This window comes from Nonomuraea mesophila (assembly GCF_004352805.1).
Lineage (GTDB): Bacteria > Actinomycetota > Actinomycetes > Streptosporangiales > Streptosporangiaceae > Nonomuraea > Nonomuraea longispora.
Map to the genome: position 1 here is coordinate 1 of NZ_SMLD01000149.1, position 23,172 is coordinate 23,172.

The window sequence follows — 23,172 nt, forward strand, 5'->3', positions numbered from 1 at the left end:
GTGTATAAGAGACAGGACCGGGGGTGGGCACAGACCGATTATCCACGCGAGGTCCGCACCGCCAATGCGTCGTTTTACCCACTGGCGAGGACCGGCCGGGAAAAAATCCAGGCCCGGCCCCGCCCGGGGATCGTCAGCCGAACAGCGCGGGCAGCGCGGCCTCGTGCGTCTCGCGCAGCTCGGCCACCGGGACCTCGAACAAGCCCTCGACGACCAGCCTGTCGCCGCCGGTCATGCCGAGCCCGTAGCAGGGCACCTCGTGCCGCCCGCACAACGACGCGAACGCGTCGTAGGCGTCAGGTCGTACGGCGACGAGCGCCCGCGAGGCCGACTCGCTGAACAGGTCGGTGAACGGCTCGCCGCTCAGCGTCACGGAGGCGCCGACGCCCCGCGCCAGGCACGCCTCGGCCAGCGCCACGGCGAGGCCGCCGTCGGACAGGTCGTGCGAGCCGGTGAGCAGCCCCCGGCGGGCGGCCTCGACGAGCACGGTGGCCAGCGCCCGCTCCGCCTCCAGGACGGCCTGCGGCGGCAGCCCGCCCAGGTGCCGGTGGGCGACGTGGGCCCACTCGGAGCCGCCGAACTCCTCGCGCGTGTCGCCGAGCAGCACGACCCGCAGCCCCTCCTCGGTGAACCCGGTCGGCACCCGCTTGGCGACGTCGTCGATGACCCCGAGCACGCCCACGACCGGCGTGGGATGGATGGCCGTCGAGCCCGTCTGGTTGTAGAAGGAGACGTTGCCGCCCGTCACCGGCACGCCGAGCGCCCGGCAGGCGTCGGCCAGGCCGCGCGTGGCCTCGGCGAACTGCCACATGACCTCGGGGTCCTCAGGGGAGCCGAAGTTGAGGCAGTTGGTGACGGCGAGCGGCTGGGCGCCGGTCACGGCGACGTTCCTGTAGGCCTCCGCGAGCGCGAGCTGCGCACCCGCGTAGGGGTCGAGCTTGGCGTAACGCCCGTTGCCGTCGGTGGCCAGCGCGATGCCGCGGGTCGTCGGCTCGTGCTCGACGCCGGCCATGCTCTCCGAGATCCGCAGCATGCCCGCGTCGGCCGGCTGGGCCAGCACGGTGTTGGAGCGGACGTAGCGGTCGTACTGGGCGGTCACCCACTCCTTGGAGGCCAGGTTGGGCGAGCCGAGCAGCTTGAGCAGCGTCTCGCGCAGGTCGGCCGGCCGCTCCAGCCGGTCGGGGGTGTCGGCGTTGAGCGCGGCCTGGCCGGCCGGCTCGTGGTAGGGGCGTTCGTAGACGGGGCCTTCGTCGGCGGCCGTGCCCGGCGGGATGTCGACGATGACATCGCCCTCCCACGTCATGACCAGGCGGCCGGTGTCGGTGACCTCGCCGATGACGGTGGCGGGGACGTCCCACTTCTCGCAGATCGCCATGAACGCCCGGATGTCGCGGGGCTCCACCACGGCCATCATGCGCTCCTGCGACTCGCTCATCAGGATCTCCTCGGGCCTGAGCGAGGGATCGCGGAGCGGGACGCGGGTGAGGTCGACGTGCATGCCGCCGGTGCCCTTGGCGGCCAGCTCGGTCGTGGCGCACGAGACGCCCGCCGCACCGAGGTCCTGGATGCCGACGACCACGTCGGCGGCGTAGAGCTCCAGGCAGCACTCGATGAGCAGCTTCTCCATGAACGGGTCGCCGACCTGCACGGCGGGCCGCTTGGCCTGCGACTCGTCCTCGAAGGTCGCCGAGGCCAGCACCGAGGCGCCGCCGATGCCGTCGGGGCCCGTGGACGCGCCGAACAACACGACCTTGTTGCCGGGGCCAGGCGCGGTGGCCAGCTTGATCTGGTCCTTGCGGAGCAGGCCCACACACAGGGCGTTGACCAGCGGGTTGCCGATGTAGCACGGGTCGAAGACGACCTCGCCGCCGATGTTGGGCAGACCCAGGCAGTTGCCGTAGTGGCTGATGCCCTCGACCACGCCGGGCAGCACCCGGCGCGTGTCGACGGCGTCGGCGCCGCCGAAGCGCAGCGCGTCCATGACGGCGATCGGGCGCGCGCCCATCGACATGATGTCGCGCACGATGCCGCCGACGCCGGTGGCCGCGCCCTGGTGCGGCTCGACATAGGACGGGTGGTTGTGCGACTCGATCTTGAACGTGGCCGCCCAGCCGTCGCCGATGTCGACCACGCCGGCGTTCTCGCCCATGCCCACCAGCAGCGCCTCGGACTTGGGCGCCTTGGCGGCGAACTGCTTGAGATGCACCTTGGACGACTTGTAGGAGCAGTGCTCGGACCACATGACGCTGTAGATGGCCAGCTCGGAGCCGGTGGGACGGCGCCCGAGGATCTCCTTGACCCGGGCGTACTCGTCGGCCTTCATCCCCAGCTCGGCGAAGGGCATCGGCTCGTCGGGGGTCTTCGCCGCCCGCCGCACGTCGTCGATCATGCGTCCACCAGGTTCTTGAGTATGGAGGTGAAGAAGCCGAGGCCGTCGGTGCCCGGGGCGCCGACCAGCTCCTCGACCGCGTGCTCGGGGTGCGGCATGAGCCCGACCACGTTGCCCGCCTCGTTGCGGATGCCCGCGATGTCGTTGATCGAGCCGTTGGGGTTGCCGCCGACGTAGCGCACGACCACGTGGCCGCCGGCCTCGAGCGCGGCCAGCGTCTCGTCGGAGGCGACGTAGCGGCCTTCGCCGTGCTTGACCGGCAGCACGATCTCCTGCCCCTGGTCGAAGGCGTTGGTCCACGCCGTCGCGGTCTGCTCGATGCGTACGCGCTGGTCACGGCAGATGTAGTGGAGCGAGGCGTTGCGGGTCAGCGCGCCGGGCAGCAGGTGCGCCTCGCACAGGATCTGGAACCCGTTGCACGTGCCGATCACCGGCAGGCCCGCGCCCGCGGCCGGGATGAGCTCGTCCATGATCGGCGCGAAGCGGGAGATGGCGCCGCAGCGCAGGTAGTCGCCGTAGGAGAAGCCGCCGGGCAGGAACACGGCGTCGACCCCCTTCAGGTCGTGGTCGGCGTGCCACAGCGGAACCGCCTGCGCGCCCACGAGGTGCACGGCTCTGGCGGCGTCCTGGTCGTCGAGAGTTCCTGGAAACGTGACTACGCCCACACGGGCAGCGCTCATGACAGTCGTCCCCTCCGAGGAATGCGCACGCACGCGCCACCGTCTCTTCGGGGTGGACGGCGGTCTGCGGCGGTGTAACCAAGGTTATCGGGTGCTCGCGCATGGTCCGCATCGGCTCGTACGCGATGCGGAGGCGCAGGTCAGACGGCTGCGAGCGCTCGGGGGCGGGCCTTGGCCCCTTCGTCCCATGCGAGGGTCTTGCGCAGGTGGACCGTGGTGCCCCGGCCGGGCTCGGTGCCGAAGGAGATCTCGTCGACGACGGAGCGCATGATCAGCAGGCCGCGGCCGTTCTCGGTGTCGGGCGGGGGGAAGTGCGGAGGCATCGACGGGACGCCCGCGCCGCTGTCGGCCACGCGTACGTCGCAGTGGCCGTAGCCGATCGACGCCGTCACCTCGTAGCGGTTGGCGGGTCCCCCGTGCCGCACCGCGTTCGAGCACGCCTCGGAGACGGCGAGCAGCATGTCGGCGATGCAGGTCTCACTCACGTTGAGTGAGCGCAGAGCATCGCCTAGCACTCGCCTGACCATCGGTATGCCGATCGCATCCCGAGGCAGCGCCAACGAGAACTCAATATCCACCGGACTCCTCCGGGCGCCAGAATGTCACCTGGAGTAGGTTTCCCTGTGAAATCGGGGCTAACCGCAAAATCACGTTGTTGTTATTTACTGTTGGCTTGCCCGTGGCATTGTGGCACGTCAGAACCCCGCTTTAACCGACCAGGGGTAAATCGGGGGATCAAATGTGCGTTCTACTCCGCAACCCGGACGGTGTAGTCCTCGATCACCGTGTTGGCCAGAAGGGTCTCGGCCATCTTGCGCACCTCGGCCAGCGCCGCCTCGTCGGCGGGGCCCTCCAGCTCCAGCTCGAACCGTTTGCCCTGGCGCACCGCCCCGACGCCATCGAAGCCGAGCCTGGGCAGCGCCCTGGCGATCGCCTGGCCCTGCGGATCGAGGATCTCGGGCTTCAACATGACGTCCACGATGACGCGGGCCACTGCGTTCCTCCTGGGAGCGGTGGGTGGATGGGAAGCACAGCCTACCGGCGCGTGTGGCCGCCGACACAACGGGAACGGGGAGGACATGGGGCTTGCGCGCAGGGCTGTGACGTCTGCCACCATGGCCCCAAAGCGTACGAACCATCACCATATGGTTCCTCGCCAAGGAGGCCGGGACTGAGGTGGCAACCCCATCGACATCCGGCCCTGACGCACAGGAGTGGCCATGACCGAGCTTGTCGAGGTCGTCAGTGAGCACAGCACATGTGCCGCGATACCGGCGAAGGAGGTCTCGTGACAACCGAAGCCGCACGCGGCGCCGAGTCGCCCCCCGAGCTCGTCCAGTTGCTCACCCCCGAAGGCGAGCGGGTCGAGCACCCCGACTACGACATCGACCTGACCCCCGAGGACGTCCGGTCGCTCTACCGCGACCTGGTGCTCGTCCGCCGCATCGACCTGGAGGCCGTGGCGCTGCAACGCCAGGGCGAGCTGGGCATCTGGGCCTCGCTGCTGGGCCAGGAGGCGGCCCAGATCGGCTCCGGCCGCGCGCTGACCGACGTGGACATGGCGTTCCCCACCTACCGTGAGCACGGTGTGGCGTGGTGCCGCGACGTCGACCCGGTCAAGCTGCTCGGCCTGTTCAGGGGCGTCAACCACGGCGGCTGGGACCCCAAGGAGCACAACTTCCACCTCTACACGATCGTGATCGGCAGCCAGACGCTGCACGCCGTCGGATACGCCATGGGCATCCAGCGTGACGACGCGAGTGCCGCCACCATCGCCTACTTCGGCGACGGCGCCACCTCCCAGGGCGACGTGAACGAGTCGTTCATCTGGGCCAGCGTGTTCAACGCGCCGATCGTGTTCTTCTGCCAGAACAACCAGTGGGCGATCTCCGAGCCGCTGGAGAAGCAGAGCCGCATCCCCCTCTACCGCCGCGCCTCGGGCTTCGGCTTCCCCGGCATCAGGGTCGACGGCAACGACGTGTTCGCCTGCCTCGCCGTGACCAGGAAGGCGCTCGAAGCCGCCCGTACGGGTCAGGGCCCGACGCTCGTCGAGGCGTACACGTACCGCATGGGCGCCCACACCACCACCGACGACCCCACCCGCTACCGCGTGGCCAGCGAGCTGGAGGCGTGGAAGCTCAAGGACCCGATCGAGCGGGTCAAGGCCTACCTGTACAAGAACGAGCACGCCGGCCAGGAGTTCTTCGACGCCGTCGACGCCGAGGCCGCCCAGCTCGGCGCCGACCTGCGCAGGCGCTGCCTGGCCATGCCCGACCCCGAGCCGCTCGACATCTTCGACCACGTCTACAGCGAGTCCCACGCCCTGATGGACCAGGAGCGCGCCCAGTTCGCCGCGTACCTGGAGGGGTTCGCCAAATGACGATCATGAGCCTGTCCAAGGCGCTCAACGAAGGCATGCGCAAGGCCATGGAGGACGACTCCAAGGTCCTCATCATGGGGGAGGACGTCGGCAAGCTGGGCGGCGTCTTCCGGGTCACCGACGGCCTGCAGAAGGACTTCGGCGAGGACCGTGTCATCGACACGCCACTGGCCGAGTCGGGCATCATCGGCACCGCGATCGGGCTGGCGCTGCGCGGCTACCGGCCGGTGTGCGAGATCCAGTTCGACGGGTTCGTCTTCCCGGCGGCCGACCAGATCATCACGCAGCTGGCGAAGATGCCGATGCGCTCGCTGGGGGCGATCAAGCTGCCGGTCGTCGTACGCATCCCCTGCGGCGGCGGCATCGGGGCGGTCGAGCACCACAGCGAGTCGCCTGAGGCGTACTTCACCCACACGGCCGGCCTGCGGGTCGTGGCCTGCTCCAACCCGGCCGACGCCTACACCATGATCCAGCAGGCCATCCGCAGTGACGACCCGGTCATCTTCTTCGAGCCCAAGCGCCGCTACTGGGAGAAGGCCGACATCGACACCGCGTCCACCGAATGGTGGCCGCCGCTGCACACGGCCAAGGTGGTGCGGCCCGGCGCCGACGCCACGCTGCTGGCCTACGGGCCCATGGTCAAGACCTGCCTGGAGGCCGCCACGGCGGCCGAGGACGACGGGCGCTCGCTGGAGGTGATCGACCTGCGTTCGCTCAACCCGCTGGACGAGCCGGTGGTCCTGGAGTCCGCCCGCAGGACCGGGCGGGTCGTGGTCGTGCACGAGGCCCCGGTCAACAACGGGTTCGGCGCCGAGCTCGCCGCCAGGATCACCGAGCAGTGCTTCTACCACCTGGAGTCGCCCGTGCTGCGGGTCGGCGGCTTCTCCACCCCCTACCCGCCGTCGAAGCTGGAGGAGCACTACCTGCCCGACCTGGACCGGGTGCTCGACGCCGTCGACCGGGCCTTCGGGTACTGAGGGGGTTGTCCATGCGACGCGAGTTCAAGCTGCCCGACGTCGGCGAGGGCCTGACGGAGGCGGAGATCGTCCGCTGGCACGTCAAGGCGGGCGACGACGTCAAGGTCAACCAGATCGTCGTCGAGATCGAGACGGCGAAGTCGATCGTCGAGCTGCCGATCCCGTGGGACGGTGTGGTGGCCGGCCTGATGGCCGACGAGGGCACGACGGTCGAGGTGGGCATGCCCATCATCGCCGTGGACACCCCGGGCGACGCCGGTGACGAAGGCGACGGCGGGAACGGCCGGGCCAAGGCACTGGCCGACGACATGGTCCCGAAGCCCCCGGCAGAAGGAGCCGTCGAGCCGGGCGCCCACGGCAGCCCGGCGCCCAAGGAGGAACGCCAGGCGGTCCTCGTGGGCTACGGCGTCAAGACGGGCGCCACCAAACGGCGCCCGCGCCGGCAACCGCCGGGCGCGGCCACCCCGGTGGCCAACCCGGACCGCGTGGGGGTGGACGGCCCGGCCGCACCCGCCACCGGGCCTGCCACGGGCCCCGCACCCGCCACCGCGCCTGCCACCGGGTCCGCCCCCGTGCCCGCCCCCGCCGGGCCCGCGGGGGCGCGGGCCCTGGCCAAGCCGCCCGTACGCAAGCTGGCCAAGGACCTGGGCGTGGACCTGGCGAGCCTCACCGGCACGGGCCCCGAGGGTTCGATCACCCGCGAGGACGTGCACGCGGCCGCCCGGGCCGGCGCTCAGCAGGCGGCTCCCCAGCCGCGGCGCGAGCGCGAGGAGCGCGTCCCGGTCAAGGGCGTGCGCAAGATGACCGCCCAGGCGATGCTCGCCAGCGCCTTCACCGCCCCGCACGTCACGGAGTTCCTCCAGGTGGACGTGACGAGCACGATGGAGGCCGTCCGGCGCCTGCGCGATCTCCCCGAGTTCGCCGAGGTCAGGGTCTCCCCGCTGCTGCTGGTGGCCAAGGCGGTGATCACGGCGGCCGGGCGGTACCCGATGATCAACTCGTCGTGGGACGAGGCGGCGCAGGAGATCGTGGTCAAGCACTACGTGAACCTGGGCATAGCCGCCGCGACGCCGCGCGGTCTGGTGGTGCCCAATGTCAAGGGCGCCGACACGATGTCGCTGGCCGAGCTCGCCGCCGAGCTGGGCCGGCTGACGGAGACGGCCAGGGCGGGCCGTACGCAACCGGCGGAAATGTCGAGCGGCACCATCACGATCACCAACGTCGGCGTGTTCGGCGTCGACACGGGCACCCCGATCCTGAACCCCGGTGAGGCCGCCATCCTCGCCTTCGGCCAGGTCAGGGACATGCCCTGGGTGGTGGACGGCGAGCTGGCCGTGCGCAAGGTGACGACGCTGGCGCTCTCGTTCGACCACCGCATTGTGGACGGCGAGCTGGGCTCGCTGTTCCTGCGCGACGTGGGAGCCATGCTGGAGGACCCGCTCCGCATGCTCGCCTGGAGCTGACCCCCGGGTACGCCGGCCGCCGGGAGGACCCCTCTCCCGGCGGCCGCCGTGGCGGGACGCCCGCACCCGACCACCTCAGAGGCACCCGCGGACCGATGAAATACATTGGCCCCCATGATTCGCCACATTGTGCTGTTCACCTGGAAAGCCGACGCCACCGACGAGCAGCGGGCCGCCGTGACGGCCGAGCTGGGCAGGCTCCCCGGCCTCATCCCGCAGCTGCGGTCCTTCACCGTCGGCGGCGACGCCGGCATCAACCAGGGCAACCACGACTACGCGGTGGTCGCCGACTTCGACGACGTCGACGACTACGTGGTCTATCGCGACCATCCCGAGCACCAGGCGATCATCGCCGAGCGCATCAGGCCGATCCTCGCGAGCCGCGCCGCCGTACAGCTGGAACTCTAGATCTCGGGCGGGTTGTTCTCCCGGTGCATCAGCCGGCGGTCGGACGTCTGGCCCCGCCGAGGGGCCAGCAGGATGCTCAGGAGCACACCCACCCCGCCGACGATCATGAAGATGATGCCGATGATGTCCATGTGGACGCTCTGTCCGAACACATCGGGCTCGATGGCGAATTTCAGGATGGCGCCGAGCGTGAGGAAGAAGATGCTGACCCCGACACCCATGACGACCTCCAGGCAATGAACGTGTACAGCACCGGTCATACCCGAGTAAATGCGATCACACCCGCGACTTTCAGGCCAGGCACGACAAGGGCCGGCCGCCGTTGTAGGTGATCATGTCGAGTACGGCGGTGGCCAGGTCGATCGGGGCGCCGAACGGCCGCCCGTCGAGCTCGGCGTAGGCGCGGTGCAGGTTGCCCACGATGCGTTCGGCGTCCAGCAGCTCCGCCCACTCGCCCAGGTCGGTCTCCCTGGCCGCGTCGAGCGGCGACAGCCCGGCCTGCCTGCCCCGCCTGGCGCTCTCCTGCACGAACCGCAGATAACCCTCGACCCGGTCGTAGACCTCGGGTCCGCAGATCTCCCCGTGGCCCGGCACGATGGTCTCCGCGCCGAGCTCCCTGAGCTGCGCGAGGGAGTCCAGCGCACCGGCGACCGAGCCCATGAGCACGAACGGCGTGCCGCCGTTGAAGACGAGGTCGCCGGAGAACAGCACCCGCCGCTCGGGGATCCACACGTACGAGTCGTTGGTCGTGTGGGCGGCGTGCCCCACGTGCCTGACCTCGCACCTGAGGTCGTCGGAGTACACGGTGACGCGGTCGGTGAAGGTGAGGAACGGCGGCGTCACCTCCATCGCGCCCCACTCCACCTCGGGCGACCAGGCGGCCCGGTAGGAGGGGACGCCGTCGGCGATGATCTGGTCGCGCACGCCCTCGTGCCCGACGATCGTCGCCTCGGGGAACAACCAGTTCCCGAACGTGTGGTCGCCGTGGTGGTGGGTGTTGATCAACGTGGTGATCGGCCGGTCGCTGACCTGGCCGACGGCCTGTTTGAACGCCCGCGTGCGCCGCTCGGTCGAGCAGGCGTCGACGCAGATGACGCCGCGCCGCCCGGCCAGGAAACCGGTGTTGTTGATCCACCAGCTCCCGTCGGGCTGCACGTAGGCGTAGACGCCGTCCGACACCTCCTCGACGCGGGCGGGCGGCAGCGGGTGGTCGTGGGAAGAGGAACTCACGTCCGTGACGGTATCCGGACGGCCGCCCGCCCGGCGCACCGGGCGGGCGTCCCCGGCTCTAGAAGGCCTCCTCGGGCAGCTCCATGAGCTCCTGCCCGGTCGAGGCGAGCACCCGCCGCTCGGCGGCCAGGCGCGGCAGCACGGTCTTGGCGAAGAAGGAGGCGGCGCCGACCTTGCCGAGGTAGAACGGGTCGTCGCCGTCGGCCAGCCTTTCCAGGGCCACCTCGGCCTGGCGCAGCAGCAGCCAGCCGATCACCAGGTCGCCCAGCGCGAGCAGCAGCCTGGTGGTGTTGAGCCCGACCTTGTAGGCCTCCTGCGGCGACTCCAGGGAGGTGAGCGCCCAGCCGGCCATGGTGTCGCCCATGGCCTTGACGTCGGCGGCGGCCTCGGCCAGCAGCTTGCGCTCCTCCTTGAGCCGGCCGTTGCCCGCCTCGGAGCCGGCGAACTCGTTGATCTCGGCCAGCAGCGCGCCGATCGCAGCGCCCTGGTTGCGCAGGATCTTCCTGAAGAACAGGTCGAGGCCCTGGATCGCGGTCGTGCCCTCGTACAGGGAGTCGATCTTCGCGTCGCGGATGTACTGCTCGATCGGGTAGTCCTGCAGGTAGCCGGAGCCGCCCAGGGTCTGCAGCGAGCGGGAGAGCAGCTCGTACGACCTCTCCGAGCCGACCCCCTTGACGACGGGCAGCAGCAGGTCGTTCATGGCCTGGGCGTGCCGGTCATCCGGGTCGACGAGCAGGGTGTCCTGGAAGGTGGCGGTGTAGAGCACGAGGGCCCGCATGCCCTCCGCGTACGCCTTCTGCAGCATGAGCTCGCGGCGGACGTCGGGGTGGTGGGTGATGGTCACCCGCGGAGCGGTCTTGTCGGACATCTTCGTCATGTCCGCGCCCTGCGTCCTGGCCTTGGCGTACTCCAGGGCGTTCAGGTAGCCGGTGGACAGCGTGGCGATGGCCTTGGTGCCGACCATCATGCGGGCGTGCTCGATCACCATGAACATCTGCTTGATGCCCTCGTGCACGTCGCCCACCAGCCAGCCGACGGCCGGGTGCCGGTCGCCGAAGGTCAGCTCACACGTCGTGGAGACCTTCAGCCCCATCTTCTTCTCGACGTTGGTGACGTAGACGCCGTTGCGCTCGCCGAGCTCGCCGGTCTCGAGATCGACGTGGAACTTCGGCACCAGGAACATCGACAGCCCCTTGGTCCCGGGGCCGTGCCCCTCGGGGCGGGCCAGCACGAGGTGGAAGATGTTCTCGGACATGTCGTGCTCGGCGCTGGTGATGAAGCGCTTGACGCCCTCGAGGTGCCAGGTGCCGTCGGGCTGCTCGACCGCCTTCGCCCTCCCGGCGCCCACGTCGGAGCCGGCGTCGGGCTCGGTGAGCACCATGGTGGCGCCCCAGTTCCGCTCGATGGCCAGCTCGGCGAAGCGCTTCTGCGCGTCGTTGCCGACGCGCCACAGGGTGTAGGCGAAGTTGGGGCCGGCGGCGTACATGTAGAGGGCGGGGTTGGCGCCCAGCACCATCTCGGCCGTCGCCCACGCGAGGCTCCGCGGGATGCCGGGGCCGCCCAGGTCGGCGGGCAGGTCGAGGTGCGCCCAGCCGCCGTCGACCAGCGCCTTGTACGACTTCTTGAAGCCGTCGGGCATGCGCACGGAACCGGTGGCGGCGTCGAACTCGGGCGGATGCCTGTCGCCCTCCTCGAAGGAGTCGGCGAGGACACCGGTGGCCAGCCTGTCGACCTCGCCGAGGATGCTGCGGGCGACCTCCTCGTCCACTTCCGCAAAGGGCCCCGTGCCGAGGACCTCGCCCCTGCCGAACACCTCGAAAAGGTTGAACTCCAGGTCGCGCACGTTGCTCTTGTAGTGGCCCATGGGCGTCGATCTCCTTGAACCGGGTTTGGTGTACCGACGAGTAACCTTACTCTGAAATGCTACCCGCGGGTAACCCCGGCTATGCATGGCATGCTTCCCCCATGGACGCCGAAGAACTCGCCGCGCGATGGCGAGAGCGACTGGAATCCTGGGCCATCCCCGAAGCGATCCTGGCCAGGGCTCCCGTCGATCCATGGGGCCACTCGCCCGAGCGGTTCGCCACCCGCACCGACCGCGCGCTGGCCGAGCCCGAAGACGGCCCGACCATGACCCGCCTCGCCGAGGCCCTGTCCGGCAAGGGGTCCGGCAAGGGGTCCGGCAAGGGGTCCGGCAAGGGGTCCGGAGAAGGCACGCTGCTCGACGTGGGCGCCGGCTCCGGCGCGGCGTCGCTGCCGCTGCACGAGCACATCGGTCACCTCTACGCGGTCGACACCTCGGCGGCCATGCTGGAGGCGCTGGAGACCCGGGCGGACAAACTCGGGGTGCCGGTCACCACGATCACGGGCCGCTGGCCCGACGTGGCCGACGACGTGCCCGTGGCCGACGTGGCCATCGCCGCGCACGTCGTCTACAACGTCCCCGACCTGGCCGCCTTCCTGCGCGCGCTCGACCGCCGCACGCGGGGGAGGGTGGTGCTGGAACTGCCGCATCGCCACCCCATGAGCTGGTTGACGCCGCTGTGGCAGCACTTCCACGGCGTCGACCGGCCGGTACGCCCCGTCGCGGAAGACTGCGTGGCGCTGGCCGCGGCGCTCGGCTACCCCGTCAAGGTGGAGGAGCGAGAGGCGCCCCTGGAACGTTTCACGTCGCTGGAGGAGCTGGCGGCCAGCGCCTGCCGCCGCATCTGCCTCGATCCGTCCATGGCCGACGAGGTGGCGGCCACGGTGCTGGAGCTCGGCATGTGGCCCATGCCCAGAGACCGGTGGACCACGATCTGGTGGGAATGAGCGGCCGGACCCGCTCGTTGTCCGTGATGAGCTGACGGCTCCCGGACGAGACGCGCCGTACCCGGCACGACAAGACGACGCATCCGCACAGTCTCGTTCACAAGGAGTTCTTGATCATGGCGTGGGTCCTTCTCGTGCTGGCCGGCCTCTTCGAGATCGCCATGGCCCTCTCGCTCAAGCTCAGCAACGGCTTCACCCACCTGTGGTGGACCCTGTCGTTCCTCGGCACGGCCGTGCTCAGCTTCGGCCTTCTCTCCTACGCGCTCAAGTCGCTGGAGGTCGGCACCGCGTACGCCGTCTGGACCGGCGTCGGCGCGGCCGGCACCGCGATCCTCGGCATGATCGCCATGGGAGACGAGGTGTCGCTACCCCGCATCGCGTGCATCGCGCTGATCCTGGCGGGCGTCATAGGCCTGCGAACACTGGCTTGACGTATTCGGTGGTGTCGGATTGGGTGGCCGGATGATCGAAATTCATGCCGTCTCCGTCGACGCCGAGAACCCGTACGAGATCGCCAGTTGGTGGAGCAGGGCCACCGGGCTGCCGCTGGGCGAGGATGACGAACCCGGTGACGACGAGATCATGCTCCGCACCAAGCAGGACCCGTACCTGCTCTTCCTGAAGGTCCCCGAGGGCAAGACGGTCAAGAACCGCCTGCACCTCGACGTCAACGGCATGGACGGCAGGACCCGCGACGAGGAGGTCGAGCGGCTGGCCGGCATGGGCGCGACCATCGCCGACGACCGCCGCCTGCCCGACGGCACCGGCTGGGTGGTCATGCGCGACCCCGAGGGCAACGAGTTCTGTGTCTGCCGCAGCCAGCAGGAGCGCGAGGCTCAGGGCTGAGCCGGCTCACCGGGACGAACGGGCCCGGCCCTGCAGGGTGAGCGTCACGATGGCGGTGATCAGGTAGACCAGGGCGCCGCGCCACAGAGCGTCGAACGCCGAGCCGAACACGCCCTCACCGTCGATCAGGAGCTGCACCGGATAGTCGAGCACGGCCGTGATGCCGGCGGGCAGCAGCGCGAACTTCCACGGGTGCTGCAGCGACCACTGGCGGGCCTGCCGGGTCACCCGGTCGCCGTCCTCCGGCTTCGCCACCGCGCCGATCGCGGCGACCATCGCGAACAGGCTGATGCCCAGGCCGAGCGCCCACACCAGGTCGCCGCCGCCCGTGAGCAGGCCGAACCCGTAGCTGGTCGCCGAGATGACGCCGCCGCTGATGGCGGCGGCCTTCCAAGGGGCACCGCGCAGGGCGGCGCCCGACAGCGAGACCTCGTCGCGTCGACTGATTTCGTTCATGTCCTCATGCTGTCCTCCGAGCCACCCCGGGACATCGGGGGTGAACCCTGGCTCGGCCCCCATTCGGCCGTCAGGGGGAGTCGGGGTTCGCGCCCCGCCGCCGACGCGATGGCAGGGTCTTGACCAGGGTGGGATCCCGGCCGGGCACCCACTGGATGTCGAACATGGCGACGACTCCCGACCCCCCGGCCGGAGTGGTCACTTCCAGCCAGTCGAGCGCCTCGTTGAGGTTGACCGTCAGAAACGACTTCACGGGCCGGGACTCGCCCTTTCTGAACGTTCTCGCCAGATAGGCGAATGCGCGCGTCCAGGGCTGCCTATGGTCGTGAGGTGATCAAATGGAGGCTGGACCAACCCAAGTGGGTGCAGATCGCCACAGAGTTGCGGGCACGCATCGTGGCAGGCGTCTACAAGCGTGGCAACCCGCTGCCGTCCGAGCGCCAGTTGGTCGATGAGTTCGGGGTGGCCAGGGCGACCGTGCGCAAGGCGCTCGCCAAGCTGATCGAGGAAGGCACCATCTACACGGTGTTCGGCATCGGGAACTTCGTGGGGCCGCCGCCCGAGGACGACTGACCCGTTCCTGGCATTATTCGGGGCATGCGGGAATTCGTGATGGAACGCCTCGGCCCTGACGAAGGCGAGCGGCTGCGGGCGGTGCGGCTGCGCGCGCTCCAGGACTCGCCGGACGCCTTCGGATCCTCGTACGAGCGGGAGATAGCGTTCCCGGCTGACAAATGGGCTGAAAGGCTGAAAAATCCGGGCTCGCGGTGGTGGGTGGCCGAACGCGACGGCACGGACGTGGGCCTGGTGTGCGTGCTGCTGGAGGACGCCGGCGCCCACCTGCTGTCCATGTGGGTCGCCCCCGAGGCGAGGGGCCAGGGCGTGGGCTCCCGGCTGGTCGACACGGCCGTGGAGTGGGCGAGTAGCACCGGCGCGGAGGAGATCGGCCTGTGGGCGGTCGACCAGAACCACGCCGCCCGCGCCCTCTACGCCCGCAAGGGCTTCACCCCGAGCGGCAGGGTCATGGCGCTGCCGTCCAACCCCGACCTCATGGAGTCCCACTACGTGCTGTCCCTGCTCTTCCGCCGGGCCCGCCAGGACGACGTGCCCGCGATCGTGGCCATGCTGGCCGACGACCCGCTCGGGGCTCAGCGTGAGGGAGACCCGGGCGACAAGCGTTACCTGGCGGCGTTCGAGCGGATCGACGCCGACCCGTACGACGAGCTGATCGTCGCCGAGCGGGACGGCAAGGTGGTGGGCACCATGCAGCTCACCTACCTGGCCGGGCTGTCGCGGCTGGGTGCGGAGCGGTGCCAGATCGAGGCCGTCAGGGTCGCCGCCTCCGAACGGGGCAGGGGCCTCGGCCGCAAGATGATCCAGTGGGCCGTCGACCGGGCGCGGGCGCGCGGCTGCGCCATGGTGCAGCTCACCTCCGACAAGTCACGTACGGACGCGCACCGCTTCTACGACTCCCTCGGCTTCACCGACTCCCACGTCGGCTACAAGCTCAGACTGCACTGATCTCGACCAGGTTGTCGTGGAAGGCCGGGCCCCTGCCCATGTCACCGTCGCGCTCCGCCACGACCGCGTTGGGGTTTGCGCCGCCGGGCGTGAACTTCGGCCAGCGCCCCTTCGGCGAGGCCACCACCCCGGCGGCCACCCGGTCGCTGATCTCGACGTCGGCCAGGAACTCGCCGCCGTCGTTGTGCACGCGCACCCGCTGACCGCCGGCCAGCCCGCGCTCGGCCGCGTCGGCCGGGTTGACCAGCACCACCGGGTCCTTGGCCCGCCGCCGCAGCTCCGGGTTGTTGCCGAACGTCGTGTTGAGGAACAGGTGCGACGCCGGCGTGATGAGCGTCAGCCGGTACGGCGACGACCCCGCCGCGCGCACCGAGTGGGGCGGCACGTACGCCTCCTTCGCGGGCGGGAACCGCAGCCGCCCGGAGGGCGTCGGGAAGCCGTCGGCGAACGGCGCGAAAGGCTTGGGATAGTTCATCCGCACCCAGCCCTCCTTGCGGAGGCGGTCCAGGGTGATGCCCGCAAGGGAGGGATGCCCGCTCGACAACAGCTGCTCGGCCAGCTCCAGGTCCGAGTCGTACAACGAGGGCTCGCTCATCCCCATGTGCCGGGCCAGCCGCCTGAACGTCTCCGTCGTCGACAGGCACTCGCCGGGAGGCGGCCCGGCGGGCTCGTTCCACAGCAGGTAGAGGTGCCCGTAGCCGGCGTGCAGGTCCATGTGCTCGGTCTGCATGGTCGCGGGCAGCACGATGTCGGCGTAGTCGACGGTGTCGGTCGGGAACTGCTCCATGACCACGGTGAACAGGTCCTCGCGGGCGAGCTTCCGCCTGATGGTGTTCGCGTCGGGGGAGGAGCCCGCCGGGTTGGCGGCGTACACCCACAGGCACTTCACGTCGTCGAGCTGCGAGGCCAGCTTGGTCATGACCAGGGTGCGCACCGGGCGGGCCAGCAGGTCGTCGCGCCGGTCGACGGCGAGGTGCACGTGGTCGCTGGTGGAGAAGGCGACGCCGCCACCAGGGTGCCGCCAGTCGCCGGTGACGCCGGGGATCGCGGCGATCGTGCGCAGCGCGGTGCCGCCGCCGGCGTGCCGCTGCAGGCCGTGCGTGGCGCGCAGCGCGGTCGGCCGGGTGCGGGCGAGCCGGATCCCCAGCCTGTGGACGGACTCGGCGGGGATGCCGGTGATCTCGGCCACCCGCTCGACCGGGTGGCGCAGGATCTCCTCGCGGAAGTCGTCCCAGCCCTCGGTGTGCTCGGCGAGGAACTCGTCGTCCTGCGCGTTCTCCGCCAGCACCACGTTGAGCAGCCCGAGCGCCAGCGCCGCGTCCGTGCCCGGCCTGATCGCCAGGTGCTCGTCGGCCTGGTCGGCGCTCCGGGTGCGGATGGGGTCGACGGCGACGACGTACGCGCCGTTCGCCCGCGCCTCCTGGATGAACTTCCACAGGTGGTGCCCGCTGGTCAGCGGGTTCGTGCCCCACAACACGATCAGCTTGGCCAGCGCGAAGTTCTCGGGGTCCATGCCGGCCGCGGTGCCCGTCGTCCGCCGCAGGCCGCTGTTGCCGGCGCCCGAGCAGATGTTGAGGTAGTGCTTGGAGGCGCCCAGCATGTTCCAGAACCGCCGGCCCGCCACGCCCTCGCACCCCTGGAGGTAGCCGAGCGACCCGGTGCCCAGATAGGGCCAGATCGCCTCGCCGCCGTGCTCCTCGACGATGCCGCGCAGCCGTACGGAGATCTCGTCGAGAGCCTCCTCCCACGTGATGCGCTCGAACTGCCCTGAGCCCTTAGGCCCGGTGCGGCGCATCGGGTGGAGTATGCGGTCGTCCGCGCGCGTGTGCTCCAGGTAACGGTTGACTTTCACGCAGAGCGCACCCCTGGTGTAGGGGTGGTCGGGGTTGCCGCGGAGACCGACGGGCCGGCCGTCCTCCACCGTGACCACCCAGGAACACGTATCCGGGCAGTCCAGCGGACATGCCCCCAGAACTCTCAGATCACCCGGCATGGGTCACAGCCTACGTCGCGCGAAATCGGAGGTGAACGGTGGGATCTCCAGCGTGTAGCCTGCCCGGTGCGAGGACTACGGGGCTGATTTGAGGACACTGGAAACCTAAAGATCGTACGGTCCGGGCGGGAAGGTGCAGAATCACTGTCGGTGGCCGAAATCAGGGAACGAGATGACACGGAGGACCTCGCGGAGGGGGATCCAGCCGTGGCCGAGTCACGCGCGGACACCGACGTCTACGTCGTAGAGCCGCTCCTGCCGCAGCGCCTTCGCCGTCCGTCCGACCTGCTGCGGTTCTTCGCCACGCTCGCGGTGCTCGGCGCGGTGATCCTGGTCGCACTCGTGGCCAAGCAGACGCTCATCGGCCTCGAAGCCGACGTCAAGGAGGGCGCGGAGCTCGTCCCCCTGCTCAGCCGGATCGCCGCGTTCCTCGGCGGCGCGGCCGTGCTGATCGTCCCGACGGCCTTCGCCGTCGAGCGGGTCTTCCACCGCGACGGGCTGCGCGTCGCGGAGGGGCTGATCGCCGCGATCATCGGCATCGCCGGATCGTTCCTGCTCGGGCAGTGGCTCGTCGCGGGCAACGTCGACGACCTGCGCGTGCTGCTCACCGGCGACAGGACGATCGAGCCGCTCAACACCCTGCTCACCTCGGTGATCGCGTACGCCACCGCCGTGCGCATCTCGCGCCGCCCCACGTGGCGCATGCTGATGTGGACCACGATCGCCCTCTACATCCTCGCCTTCTTCTCCGGCAGGCAGATCACGCTGCCGAGCGCCATCGTGACCGTGCTCGTCGGCATGGCCATCGGCTACGCCACCCTCTACGGCGTCGGCAGCCCCAACACCAGGCCGCCGGGCAGCGCCGTGGTGGCCGCGCTGCGCAAGCTGTCGTTCACGCCGGTCTCGGCCCGCCGCATCGAGGACGACCACCAGGGCAGCCGCCGCTACGCCATCGGGCTGCAGGACGGCAGCAGCCTCGACGTCACCGTGCTCGACCGCGACCGGCAGGTGGCCGGGCTGCCCTACCGCCTGTGGCGGCGCATCAGGCTCCACTCAGAGACCCGGCGCAGGGCGATCAGGTCGCTGCGGGCCGAGCTCGAACGCGAGGCGCTCATGGCGTACGCCGCGCAGGCGGCGGGCGCGAGTACCCCCCGCCTGCTCGGCACCAGCGAGATCGGCACCGAGGCCGCGCTGCTCGCCTACGAGCACATCGAGACGCGCCCCCTCGACGAGGTGCCTGACGAGGAGATCGGCGACGACCTGCTCGCCCAGATCTGGGAGCAGGTCGGCCTGCTGCAGATCCAGCGCCTCGCGCACCGGCGGCTCACCGGCGACAGCATCCACCTCGACGGCGCGGGGCGGGTCGTGCTCACCGACGCGCGCAGCGGCGAGATCGCCGCGGGAGACCTGCTGCTCAGGCTCGACGTCGCCCAGCTGCTCACCTATCTCGCGCTGCGCGTCGGGCCCGAACGCTCGGTCAGGGCCGCCGCCGCCGTCATGGGAGCCGACGCGCTGGCCGCCGCCCTGCCGCTGCTCCAGCGCATCGCGCTGACCAGGGAGACCCGCGCGGCCCTGGCCAAGGCCAAGCAGGTGCTGCCCGAGATCCGCGAGCACATCGTGGCGCTCAAGCCGCAGAGCAAGGTCGAAGAGGTGCGCCTGGAGCGGTTCAGGCCGCGCACCCTGATCACGATCATCGCCAGCGCGCTGGCCGCGTACTTCCTGCTGTCCCAGCTCAGCCAGGTCAACGTCTACCAGGTGGTCACCACGGCCAACTGGGCCTGGTCGGGGCTGGCGCTGCTCGCCTCGTTCGGCAGCTTCGTGGCCGCCGCCCTCATGCTGCGCGGGTTCGTGCCGGAGCACCTCCCGCTCTGGCGTACGGTGCTCGTGCAGTTCGCGGCCTCGTTCGTCAAGCTCGTCGCGCCCGCGGCGGTCGGCGGCGTCGCGATCAACACCCGCTACCTGCAGAAGCGCGGCATCCCGCCCGCCAGCGCGGTGGCCAGCGTGGGCGCCTCCCAGCTCATCATGCTGATCTTCCACATCGCGCTGCTGCTGTTGTTCGCCTACATCACCGGCTCCACCACCAACACCGCGTTCACGCCGTCACGCGGGCTGGTCGTGGTGCTGCTCGCGGTGGCGCTGCTGGTCGTGGTGGTGCTCGGCGTGCCGCCGCTGCGCAGGCTGGTCACCGCGCGGATGAGCAGGCTCTTCTCCAACGTCCTGCCGCGCCTGCTCGACGTGCTGCAGTCGCCGCGCAAGATGATCGAGGCGGGCATCGGCACGCTCATGATCACCATCACGTTCATCGTCTGCCTCGATGCGTGCGTGGCGGCGTTCGGCGGGGAGCTCAGCTTCACCGCCGTCGCCGTCGTCTACCTCACGGCCAACGCGATCGGCTCGGCCGCGCCCACCCCCGGCGGGCTGGGCGCGGTCGAAGGAGCGCTCGCGCTGGGGCTCACCGTGGCGGGGCTGCCCGCCGAACTGGCCACGTCGGCCGTGCTGCTGCACCGGCTGCTCACGTTCTGGCTGCCGGTGCTGCCCGGCTGGGCCTCCTTCACCTACCTCCAGCGGCACGAGGCCCTGTGATCTTGTCGATCGCCTCCAGCTCGTCCTCGGTGAAGGCGGGCCCGTCCACGCAGGCCACGTTGTCCTCAAGCTGACGTACGCTGCTCGCGCCGATCAGCACGCTCGTCACCCGCGGGTCCCTGCGCGCCCACGACAACGCCATCTGGGCCAGCGTCTGCCCGCGGCCCCCGGCGATCTCGTTCAGGTCGCGCGCCAGCTCGCGGTCGATCCGCTCCTGCGGCAGGAAACGGCTGGTGGCCGCGCGCGAGTCGGCCGGCACCCCGTCGAGGTAGCGGTCGGTCAGCACGCCCTGCGCCAGCGGCGAGAACACGATGCAGCCCATGCCCGCCTCCTCGAGCGTGTCGAGCAGCCCGTCCTCGATCCACCGGTTGATCATGGAGTAGGACGGCTGGTGGATGAGCAGCGGCGTGCCCAGCTCGCGCATGATCCGCGCCGCCTGCGCGGTCTGCTCCGCCGAGTAGTTGGAGATGCCCGCGTAGAGCGCCTTGCCCGAGCGCACGGCCCGGTCCAGCGCCCCCATGGTCTCCTCCAGCGGCGTCTCCGGGTCGGGACGGTGGCTGTAGAAGAGGTCGACGTAGTCGAGGCCCATACGCTCCAGCGACTGGTCGAGGCTGGCCAGCAGGTATTTGCGCGAGCCCCACTCGCCGTACGGACCGGGCCACATGTCGAACCCGGCCTTGGTGGAGATGATCAGCTCGTCGCGGTGGCGCGCGAAGTCCTCGCGGAAGATCCGCCCGAAGTTCCGCTCCGCCGATCCGTAGGGGACGCCGTAGTTGTTGGCCAGATCGAAATGCGTCACCCCGAGGTCGAACGCCCGCCGCAGGATGGCCCGCGACGTCTCGATCGGCCGGTTGTCGCCGAAGTTGTGCCACAGTCCCAGCGACACCGCCGGCAGCTTGAGCCCGCTGCGGCCGCTGCGGACATAAGGCTGGCGCTCGTAACGCCGGTCGTCGGCCCGATAGGTCATGACGTGCCCCTCTCGATGATCCACGCCAGCGTGAACGCCTCTTCACGCCAGGCGTCGTACCGTCCGCTGCGGCCGCCGTGCCCCGCACCCATCTCGGTCTTGAGCAGGAACGGCCCGCCGCCCGCCGTCGCGCGCAACCGCGCGATCCACTTCGCCGGCTCGTGGTAGAGGACGCGCGTGTCGTTCAGGCTCGTGATGGCCAGAATCGGCGGGTACGGCCGGTCGTCCACGTTCTCGTACGGCGTGTAGCTCTTCATGTAGGCGTAGACGTCGGGATCGTGCAGCGGATTGCCCCACTCGTCCCACTCGATCACGGTCAGCGGCAACGACGGATCGAGGATGGTGTTCAGGGCGTCGACGAACGGCACCTCGGCCACCACGCCCGCGAACAACGCGGGAGCCAGGTTCGTGGCCGCGCCCATGAGCAGCCCGCCGGCCGAGCCGCCCCTCGCGACGACCCGATCGCTCCAGCCGCTCTCCTTCATGTGGCGGCCGGCCGTCACGAAGTCGGTGAACGTGTTGCGCTTCCTGGTCAGCTTGCCCTCTTCGTACCAGCGGCGGCCCAGCTCACCGCCGCCCCTGACGTGCGCGATGGCGAAGACGAACCCGCGGTCGAGCAGCGACAACCTCGCGATCGAGAAGCCGGGGTCGACGGACATCTCGTAGCTGCCGTACCCGTACAGCACCGTCGGCGCGGGCGTGGCCGTGTCCTTGCGCTTCACGATGGACACGGGGATCTTCGTGCCGTCCTCGGCCGTGGCCCAGTCGCGGAACTGCTCGTAGTCGTCCGGGTCGTAGCCGCCCAGCACCGGCCGCCGCTTGAGCAGGATCAGCTCGTGCGAGTCGAGCTCGTAGTCGTACACGCTGGGCGGGGTGACCATGCTCGTGTACCCCAGCCGGAGCCGCGTGGTCGTGAACTCGGGGTTGCCGCCCGGCCCGACCTCGTACAGCGGCTCGGGAAAGTCGATCTCGTACGCGTTCCGCTCGGAGGCCTCGACCCGCTCCCGCCAGGTGCCGCCGGCGGAGCCGTAGGGCAGCACCCGCAGGCCGGTCAGCCCCTCACGCCGGAAGTGCACCACGGCGTGGCCGGCGAACGCGTCGATCTCCAGGAGCCTCGTGTCCTCCCTGTGGGGGGTCAGCGGGGTCCAGGAGCCGGGGTCGTCCAGCGGGGCGGTGGCCAGCTCGAAGTTCTCGGCGTTCTCGTTGTGGAGCACGTAGAAGAAGTCGCCCGCGTGCTCGACGCCATATTCGACGCCGGTCTTCCTGGGGCGCACGACCGTGAACTCGCCCGACGGGTCCATGGCGTCGAGGATGCGCACCTCGCTGGTGATCTTGCTGCCCGCGCTCAGGACCAGGTATCGCTCGCTCCTGGTCAGCCCGATGCCCACCCAGTAGCGCTCGTCGCTCTCCTCGTAGACCAGCACGTCCTCCTGCGTCCCCAGGGTGTGCCGGTAGACCTGGAACGGGCGCCAGGCGTCGTCGACGCGCGTGTAGAAGAACGCCGAGCCGTCCGCCGACCAGGCTCCTCCGTAGAAGATGTCGGTGATCTCGTCGGGGAGTATCTCGCCCGTCCCGAGGTTCTTGAACCTCAGCGTGAAGCGCTCGTCGCCCTTGTAGTCGGTGGAGAAGGCCAGCATCGTGCCGTCGGAGCTGACGGCGCTGGCGCCCATCGAGAAGAACGGGCTGTCGCCGGCCAGCTCGTTGCCGTCGAGGATCATCTGCTCGCGGTCGAGCCGCTCGCCCGGCGTGATCACCGGGGGCGCCTCGCTGTCCGCGGGGACGCGGCAGGAGACGGCGTACTGCTTGCCCTCTTCCGTACGGGTGAAGTACCACCAGGCGCCCTTGCGGCCCGGCACCGACAGGTCGGTTTCCTGGGTGCGCGCCTTGATCTCCTGGAACACCTGCTCCTGGAGGTCGGAGAGGTGAGCGGTCTCCTTCTTGAGAAAGTCGTTCTCCGCCTCCAGATAGGCGGTGGTATCGGGATCTTCCTTGTTGCTCAGCCAGGCGTACTCATCGATGACGGTGTCGCCGTGATGGGTGCGCTCGGTCCGGACCTTCTTCGCCACTGGTGGCGTGTTGCTGCTCACGTGGGGAGTCTATGTTCGGTTGTGATCGATCTGTGGCCGTTGAGCGCGGCGAACGAGTCCCGAGTGGTCGCAAGCGCTGCTAATCTTGAGGAGCCGACGCGGTGCGGCACAACCACTTCCTCTCACTCCGGTGATATTGGCGTGTTATGCCGTGGGACGTCGGCGCTCCCCTGTGACCACCGGGTCTGGAGATCGGTTCGCCGCACTCTCTACGGGCTGGTAAGTTAGAGGGGTTGTCTCCGAAAGGGGGCGATGCTTAATTCCCGCAGGTTGTGCAGGTCCGGTCAATTTGACAGAGACTTGAACGGCTGAAAGAGTTAAGACACAACGAAATGAACGCCTCCGAGCGGGGATCCCGGTTGCCGGGGTTTTGGTGAGGAT

Annotated in this window: 22 protein-coding genes, 1 pseudogene and 1 riboswitch; of the genes and pseudogenes, 11 read left to right on the forward strand and 12 right to left on the reverse strand. The window is 69.9% G+C overall.

All coding sequences use genetic code 11. The features are described from left to right. Positions 1-133: 133 nt before the first annotated feature. The 4 genes from purL to purS all read right to left on the reverse strand — a co-directional run bounded on the left by purL (position 134) and on the right by purS (position 4,063). Positions 134-2,389: a phosphoribosylformylglycinamidine synthase subunit PurL gene (gene purL / locus E1295_RS37125; RefSeq protein WP_132638096.1), complete on the reverse strand. Its 2,256-nt coding sequence runs from the start codon at positions 2,387-2,389 to the stop codon at positions 134-136. Next, positions 2,386-3,069: a phosphoribosylformylglycinamidine synthase subunit PurQ gene (purQ, locus tag E1295_RS37130; RefSeq protein WP_132638098.1), complete on the reverse strand. Its 684-nt coding sequence runs from the start codon at positions 3,067-3,069 to the stop codon at positions 2,386-2,388. The genes purL and purQ overlap by 4 nt, the downstream gene beginning before the upstream one ends. Before the next feature lie 140 nt (positions 3,070-3,209). Next, positions 3,210-3,596 carry an ATP-binding protein gene (locus E1295_RS37135; protein ID WP_132638135.1) on the reverse strand — a complete coding sequence of 129 codons (387 nt, stop codon included), beginning with the start codon at positions 3,594-3,596 and terminating at the stop codon, positions 3,210-3,212. A gap of 221 nt (positions 3,597-3,817) precedes the next feature. Continuing rightward, positions 3,818-4,063, reverse strand: a complete 246-nt coding sequence (gene purS / locus E1295_RS37140; RefSeq protein WP_132638100.1) for a phosphoribosylformylglycinamidine synthase subunit PurS — start codon at positions 4,061-4,063, stop codon at positions 3,818-3,820. A gap of 264 nt (positions 4,064-4,327) precedes the next feature. Here purS and pdhA point away from each other — a divergent pair, with 264 nt between their 5' ends. From pdhA to E1295_RS37160, 4 genes are all read left to right on the forward strand, one after another. Beyond that, positions 4,328-5,449 (forward strand): pyruvate dehydrogenase (acetyl-transferring) E1 component subunit alpha, encoded by a 1,122-nt coding sequence (gene pdhA / locus E1295_RS37145; protein ID WP_425465384.1) that lies wholly within the window; start codon positions 4,328-4,330, stop codon positions 5,447-5,449. Further along, positions 5,446-6,426, forward strand: a complete 981-nt coding sequence (locus E1295_RS37150; RefSeq protein ID WP_132638104.1) for an alpha-ketoacid dehydrogenase subunit beta — start codon at positions 5,446-5,448, stop codon at positions 6,424-6,426. Before pdhA ends, E1295_RS37150 begins: the two co-directional genes overlap by 4 nt. An 11-nt stretch (positions 6,427-6,437) precedes the next feature. After that, a complete protein-coding gene (locus tag E1295_RS37155) occupies positions 6,438-7,889 on the forward strand; it encodes a dihydrolipoamide acetyltransferase family protein (protein ID WP_132638106.1) in 1,452 nt (483 codons plus the stop codon). 114 nt (positions 7,890-8,003) lie between these two features. Further along, a complete protein-coding gene (locus tag E1295_RS37160; protein ID WP_132638108.1) occupies positions 8,004-8,297 on the forward strand; it encodes a Dabb family protein in 294 nt (97 codons plus the stop codon). Here E1295_RS37160 and E1295_RS37165 read toward each other — a convergent pair. The 3 genes from E1295_RS37165 to E1295_RS37175 form a co-directional block, all read right to left on the reverse strand. Further along, positions 8,294-8,518 (reverse strand): hypothetical protein, encoded by a 225-nt coding sequence (locus tag E1295_RS37165; RefSeq protein ID WP_132638110.1) that lies wholly within the window; start codon positions 8,516-8,518, stop codon positions 8,294-8,296. The two genes, E1295_RS37160 and E1295_RS37165, sit on opposite strands and share 4 nt — an antisense overlap. Positions 8,519-8,588: 70 nt before the next feature. Then, positions 8,589-9,527: an MBL fold metallo-hydrolase gene (locus tag E1295_RS37170; protein WP_132638112.1), complete on the reverse strand. Its 939-nt coding sequence runs from the start codon at positions 9,525-9,527 to the stop codon at positions 8,589-8,591. A gap of 58 nt (positions 9,528-9,585) precedes the next feature. After that, positions 9,586-11,391, reverse strand: a complete 1,806-nt coding sequence (locus E1295_RS37175) for an acyl-CoA dehydrogenase (RefSeq protein ID WP_132638114.1) — start codon at positions 11,389-11,391, stop codon at positions 9,586-9,588. Positions 11,392-11,492: 101 nt separating this feature from the next. On the opposite strand from E1295_RS37175, the gene E1295_RS37180 reads away from it, so the two are divergent. From E1295_RS37180 to E1295_RS37190, 3 genes are all read left to right on the forward strand, one after another. Then, entirely contained in the window at positions 11,493-12,338 is an 846-nt protein-coding gene (locus E1295_RS37180; RefSeq protein WP_132638116.1) for a class I SAM-dependent methyltransferase, read from the forward strand. A gap of 25 nt (positions 12,339-12,363) precedes the next feature. Continuing rightward, positions 12,364-12,422: riboswitch (guanidine-III (ykkC-III) riboswitch) on the forward strand. A 32-nt stretch (positions 12,423-12,454) separates the two neighbouring features. After that, positions 12,455-12,769, forward strand: a complete 315-nt coding sequence (locus E1295_RS37185; RefSeq protein WP_132340163.1) for a DMT family transporter — start codon at positions 12,455-12,457, stop codon at positions 12,767-12,769. Positions 12,770-12,800: 31 nt separating this feature from the next. Further along, the gene (locus E1295_RS37190; protein ID WP_132638118.1) at positions 12,801-13,184 is read left to right on the forward strand and encodes a VOC family protein; all 384 of its coding nucleotides are present in this window, start codon (positions 12,801-12,803) and stop codon (positions 13,182-13,184) included. 6 nt (positions 13,185-13,190) lie between these two features. Here the strand turns inward: E1295_RS37190 and E1295_RS37195 are convergent, their stop codons facing one another. Then, complete coding sequence (locus E1295_RS37195; protein ID WP_166427596.1) at positions 13,191-13,640, reverse strand: hypothetical protein; 450 nt, start codon at positions 13,638-13,640, stop codon at positions 13,191-13,193. A 70-nt stretch (positions 13,641-13,710) separates the two neighbouring features. Then, a complete protein-coding gene (locus E1295_RS37200) occupies positions 13,711-13,893 on the reverse strand; it encodes a hypothetical protein (RefSeq protein ID WP_132638120.1) in 183 nt (60 codons plus the stop codon). Between the two features lie 77 nt (positions 13,894-13,970). On the opposite strand from E1295_RS37200, the gene E1295_RS37205 reads away from it, so the two are divergent. The 3 genes and pseudogenes from E1295_RS37205 to E1295_RS51390 all read left to right on the forward strand — a co-directional run bounded on the left by E1295_RS37205 (position 13,971) and on the right by E1295_RS51390 (position 15,161). Beyond that, entirely contained in the window at positions 13,971-14,213 is a 243-nt protein-coding gene (locus tag E1295_RS37205; protein ID WP_220449085.1) for a GntR family transcriptional regulator, read from the forward strand. 39 nt (positions 14,214-14,252) lie between these two features. Then, positions 14,253-14,648, forward strand: a pseudogene (locus E1295_RS51385) (GNAT family N-acetyltransferase); the annotation flags it as partial. Positions 14,649-14,690: 42 nt separating this feature from the next. Next, positions 14,691-15,161: a GNAT family N-acetyltransferase gene (locus E1295_RS51390; RefSeq protein ID WP_246080816.1), complete on the forward strand. Its 471-nt coding sequence runs from the start codon at positions 14,691-14,693 to the stop codon at positions 15,159-15,161. Here E1295_RS51390 and E1295_RS37215 read toward each other — a convergent pair. Next, positions 15,148-17,154, reverse strand: a complete 2,007-nt coding sequence (locus tag E1295_RS37215; RefSeq protein WP_132638126.1) for a molybdopterin-containing oxidoreductase family protein — start codon at positions 17,152-17,154, stop codon at positions 15,148-15,150. The genes E1295_RS51390 and E1295_RS37215 overlap by 14 nt on opposite strands. 207 nt (positions 17,155-17,361) lie before the next feature. Between E1295_RS37215 and E1295_RS37220 the strand changes: the two genes are divergently transcribed. Then, positions 17,362-19,737 carry a lysylphosphatidylglycerol synthase transmembrane domain-containing protein gene (locus tag E1295_RS37220; RefSeq protein WP_132638128.1) on the forward strand — a complete coding sequence of 792 codons (2,376 nt, stop codon included), beginning with the start codon at positions 17,362-17,364 and terminating at the stop codon, positions 19,735-19,737. Here E1295_RS37220 and mgrA read toward each other — a convergent pair. Both mgrA and E1295_RS37230 read right to left on the reverse strand, forming a co-directional pair. Beyond that, positions 19,706-20,704: an L-glyceraldehyde 3-phosphate reductase gene (mgrA, locus tag E1295_RS37225; RefSeq protein WP_132638131.1), complete on the reverse strand. Its 999-nt coding sequence runs from the start codon at positions 20,702-20,704 to the stop codon at positions 19,706-19,708. The genes E1295_RS37220 and mgrA overlap by 32 nt on opposite strands. After that, the gene (locus E1295_RS37230; RefSeq protein WP_132638133.1) at positions 20,701-22,791 is read right to left on the reverse strand and encodes a S9 family peptidase; all 2,091 of its coding nucleotides are present in this window, start codon (positions 22,789-22,791) and stop codon (positions 20,701-20,703) included. The genes mgrA and E1295_RS37230 overlap by 4 nt, the downstream gene beginning before the upstream one ends. Positions 22,792-23,172: the final 381 nt, after the last annotated feature.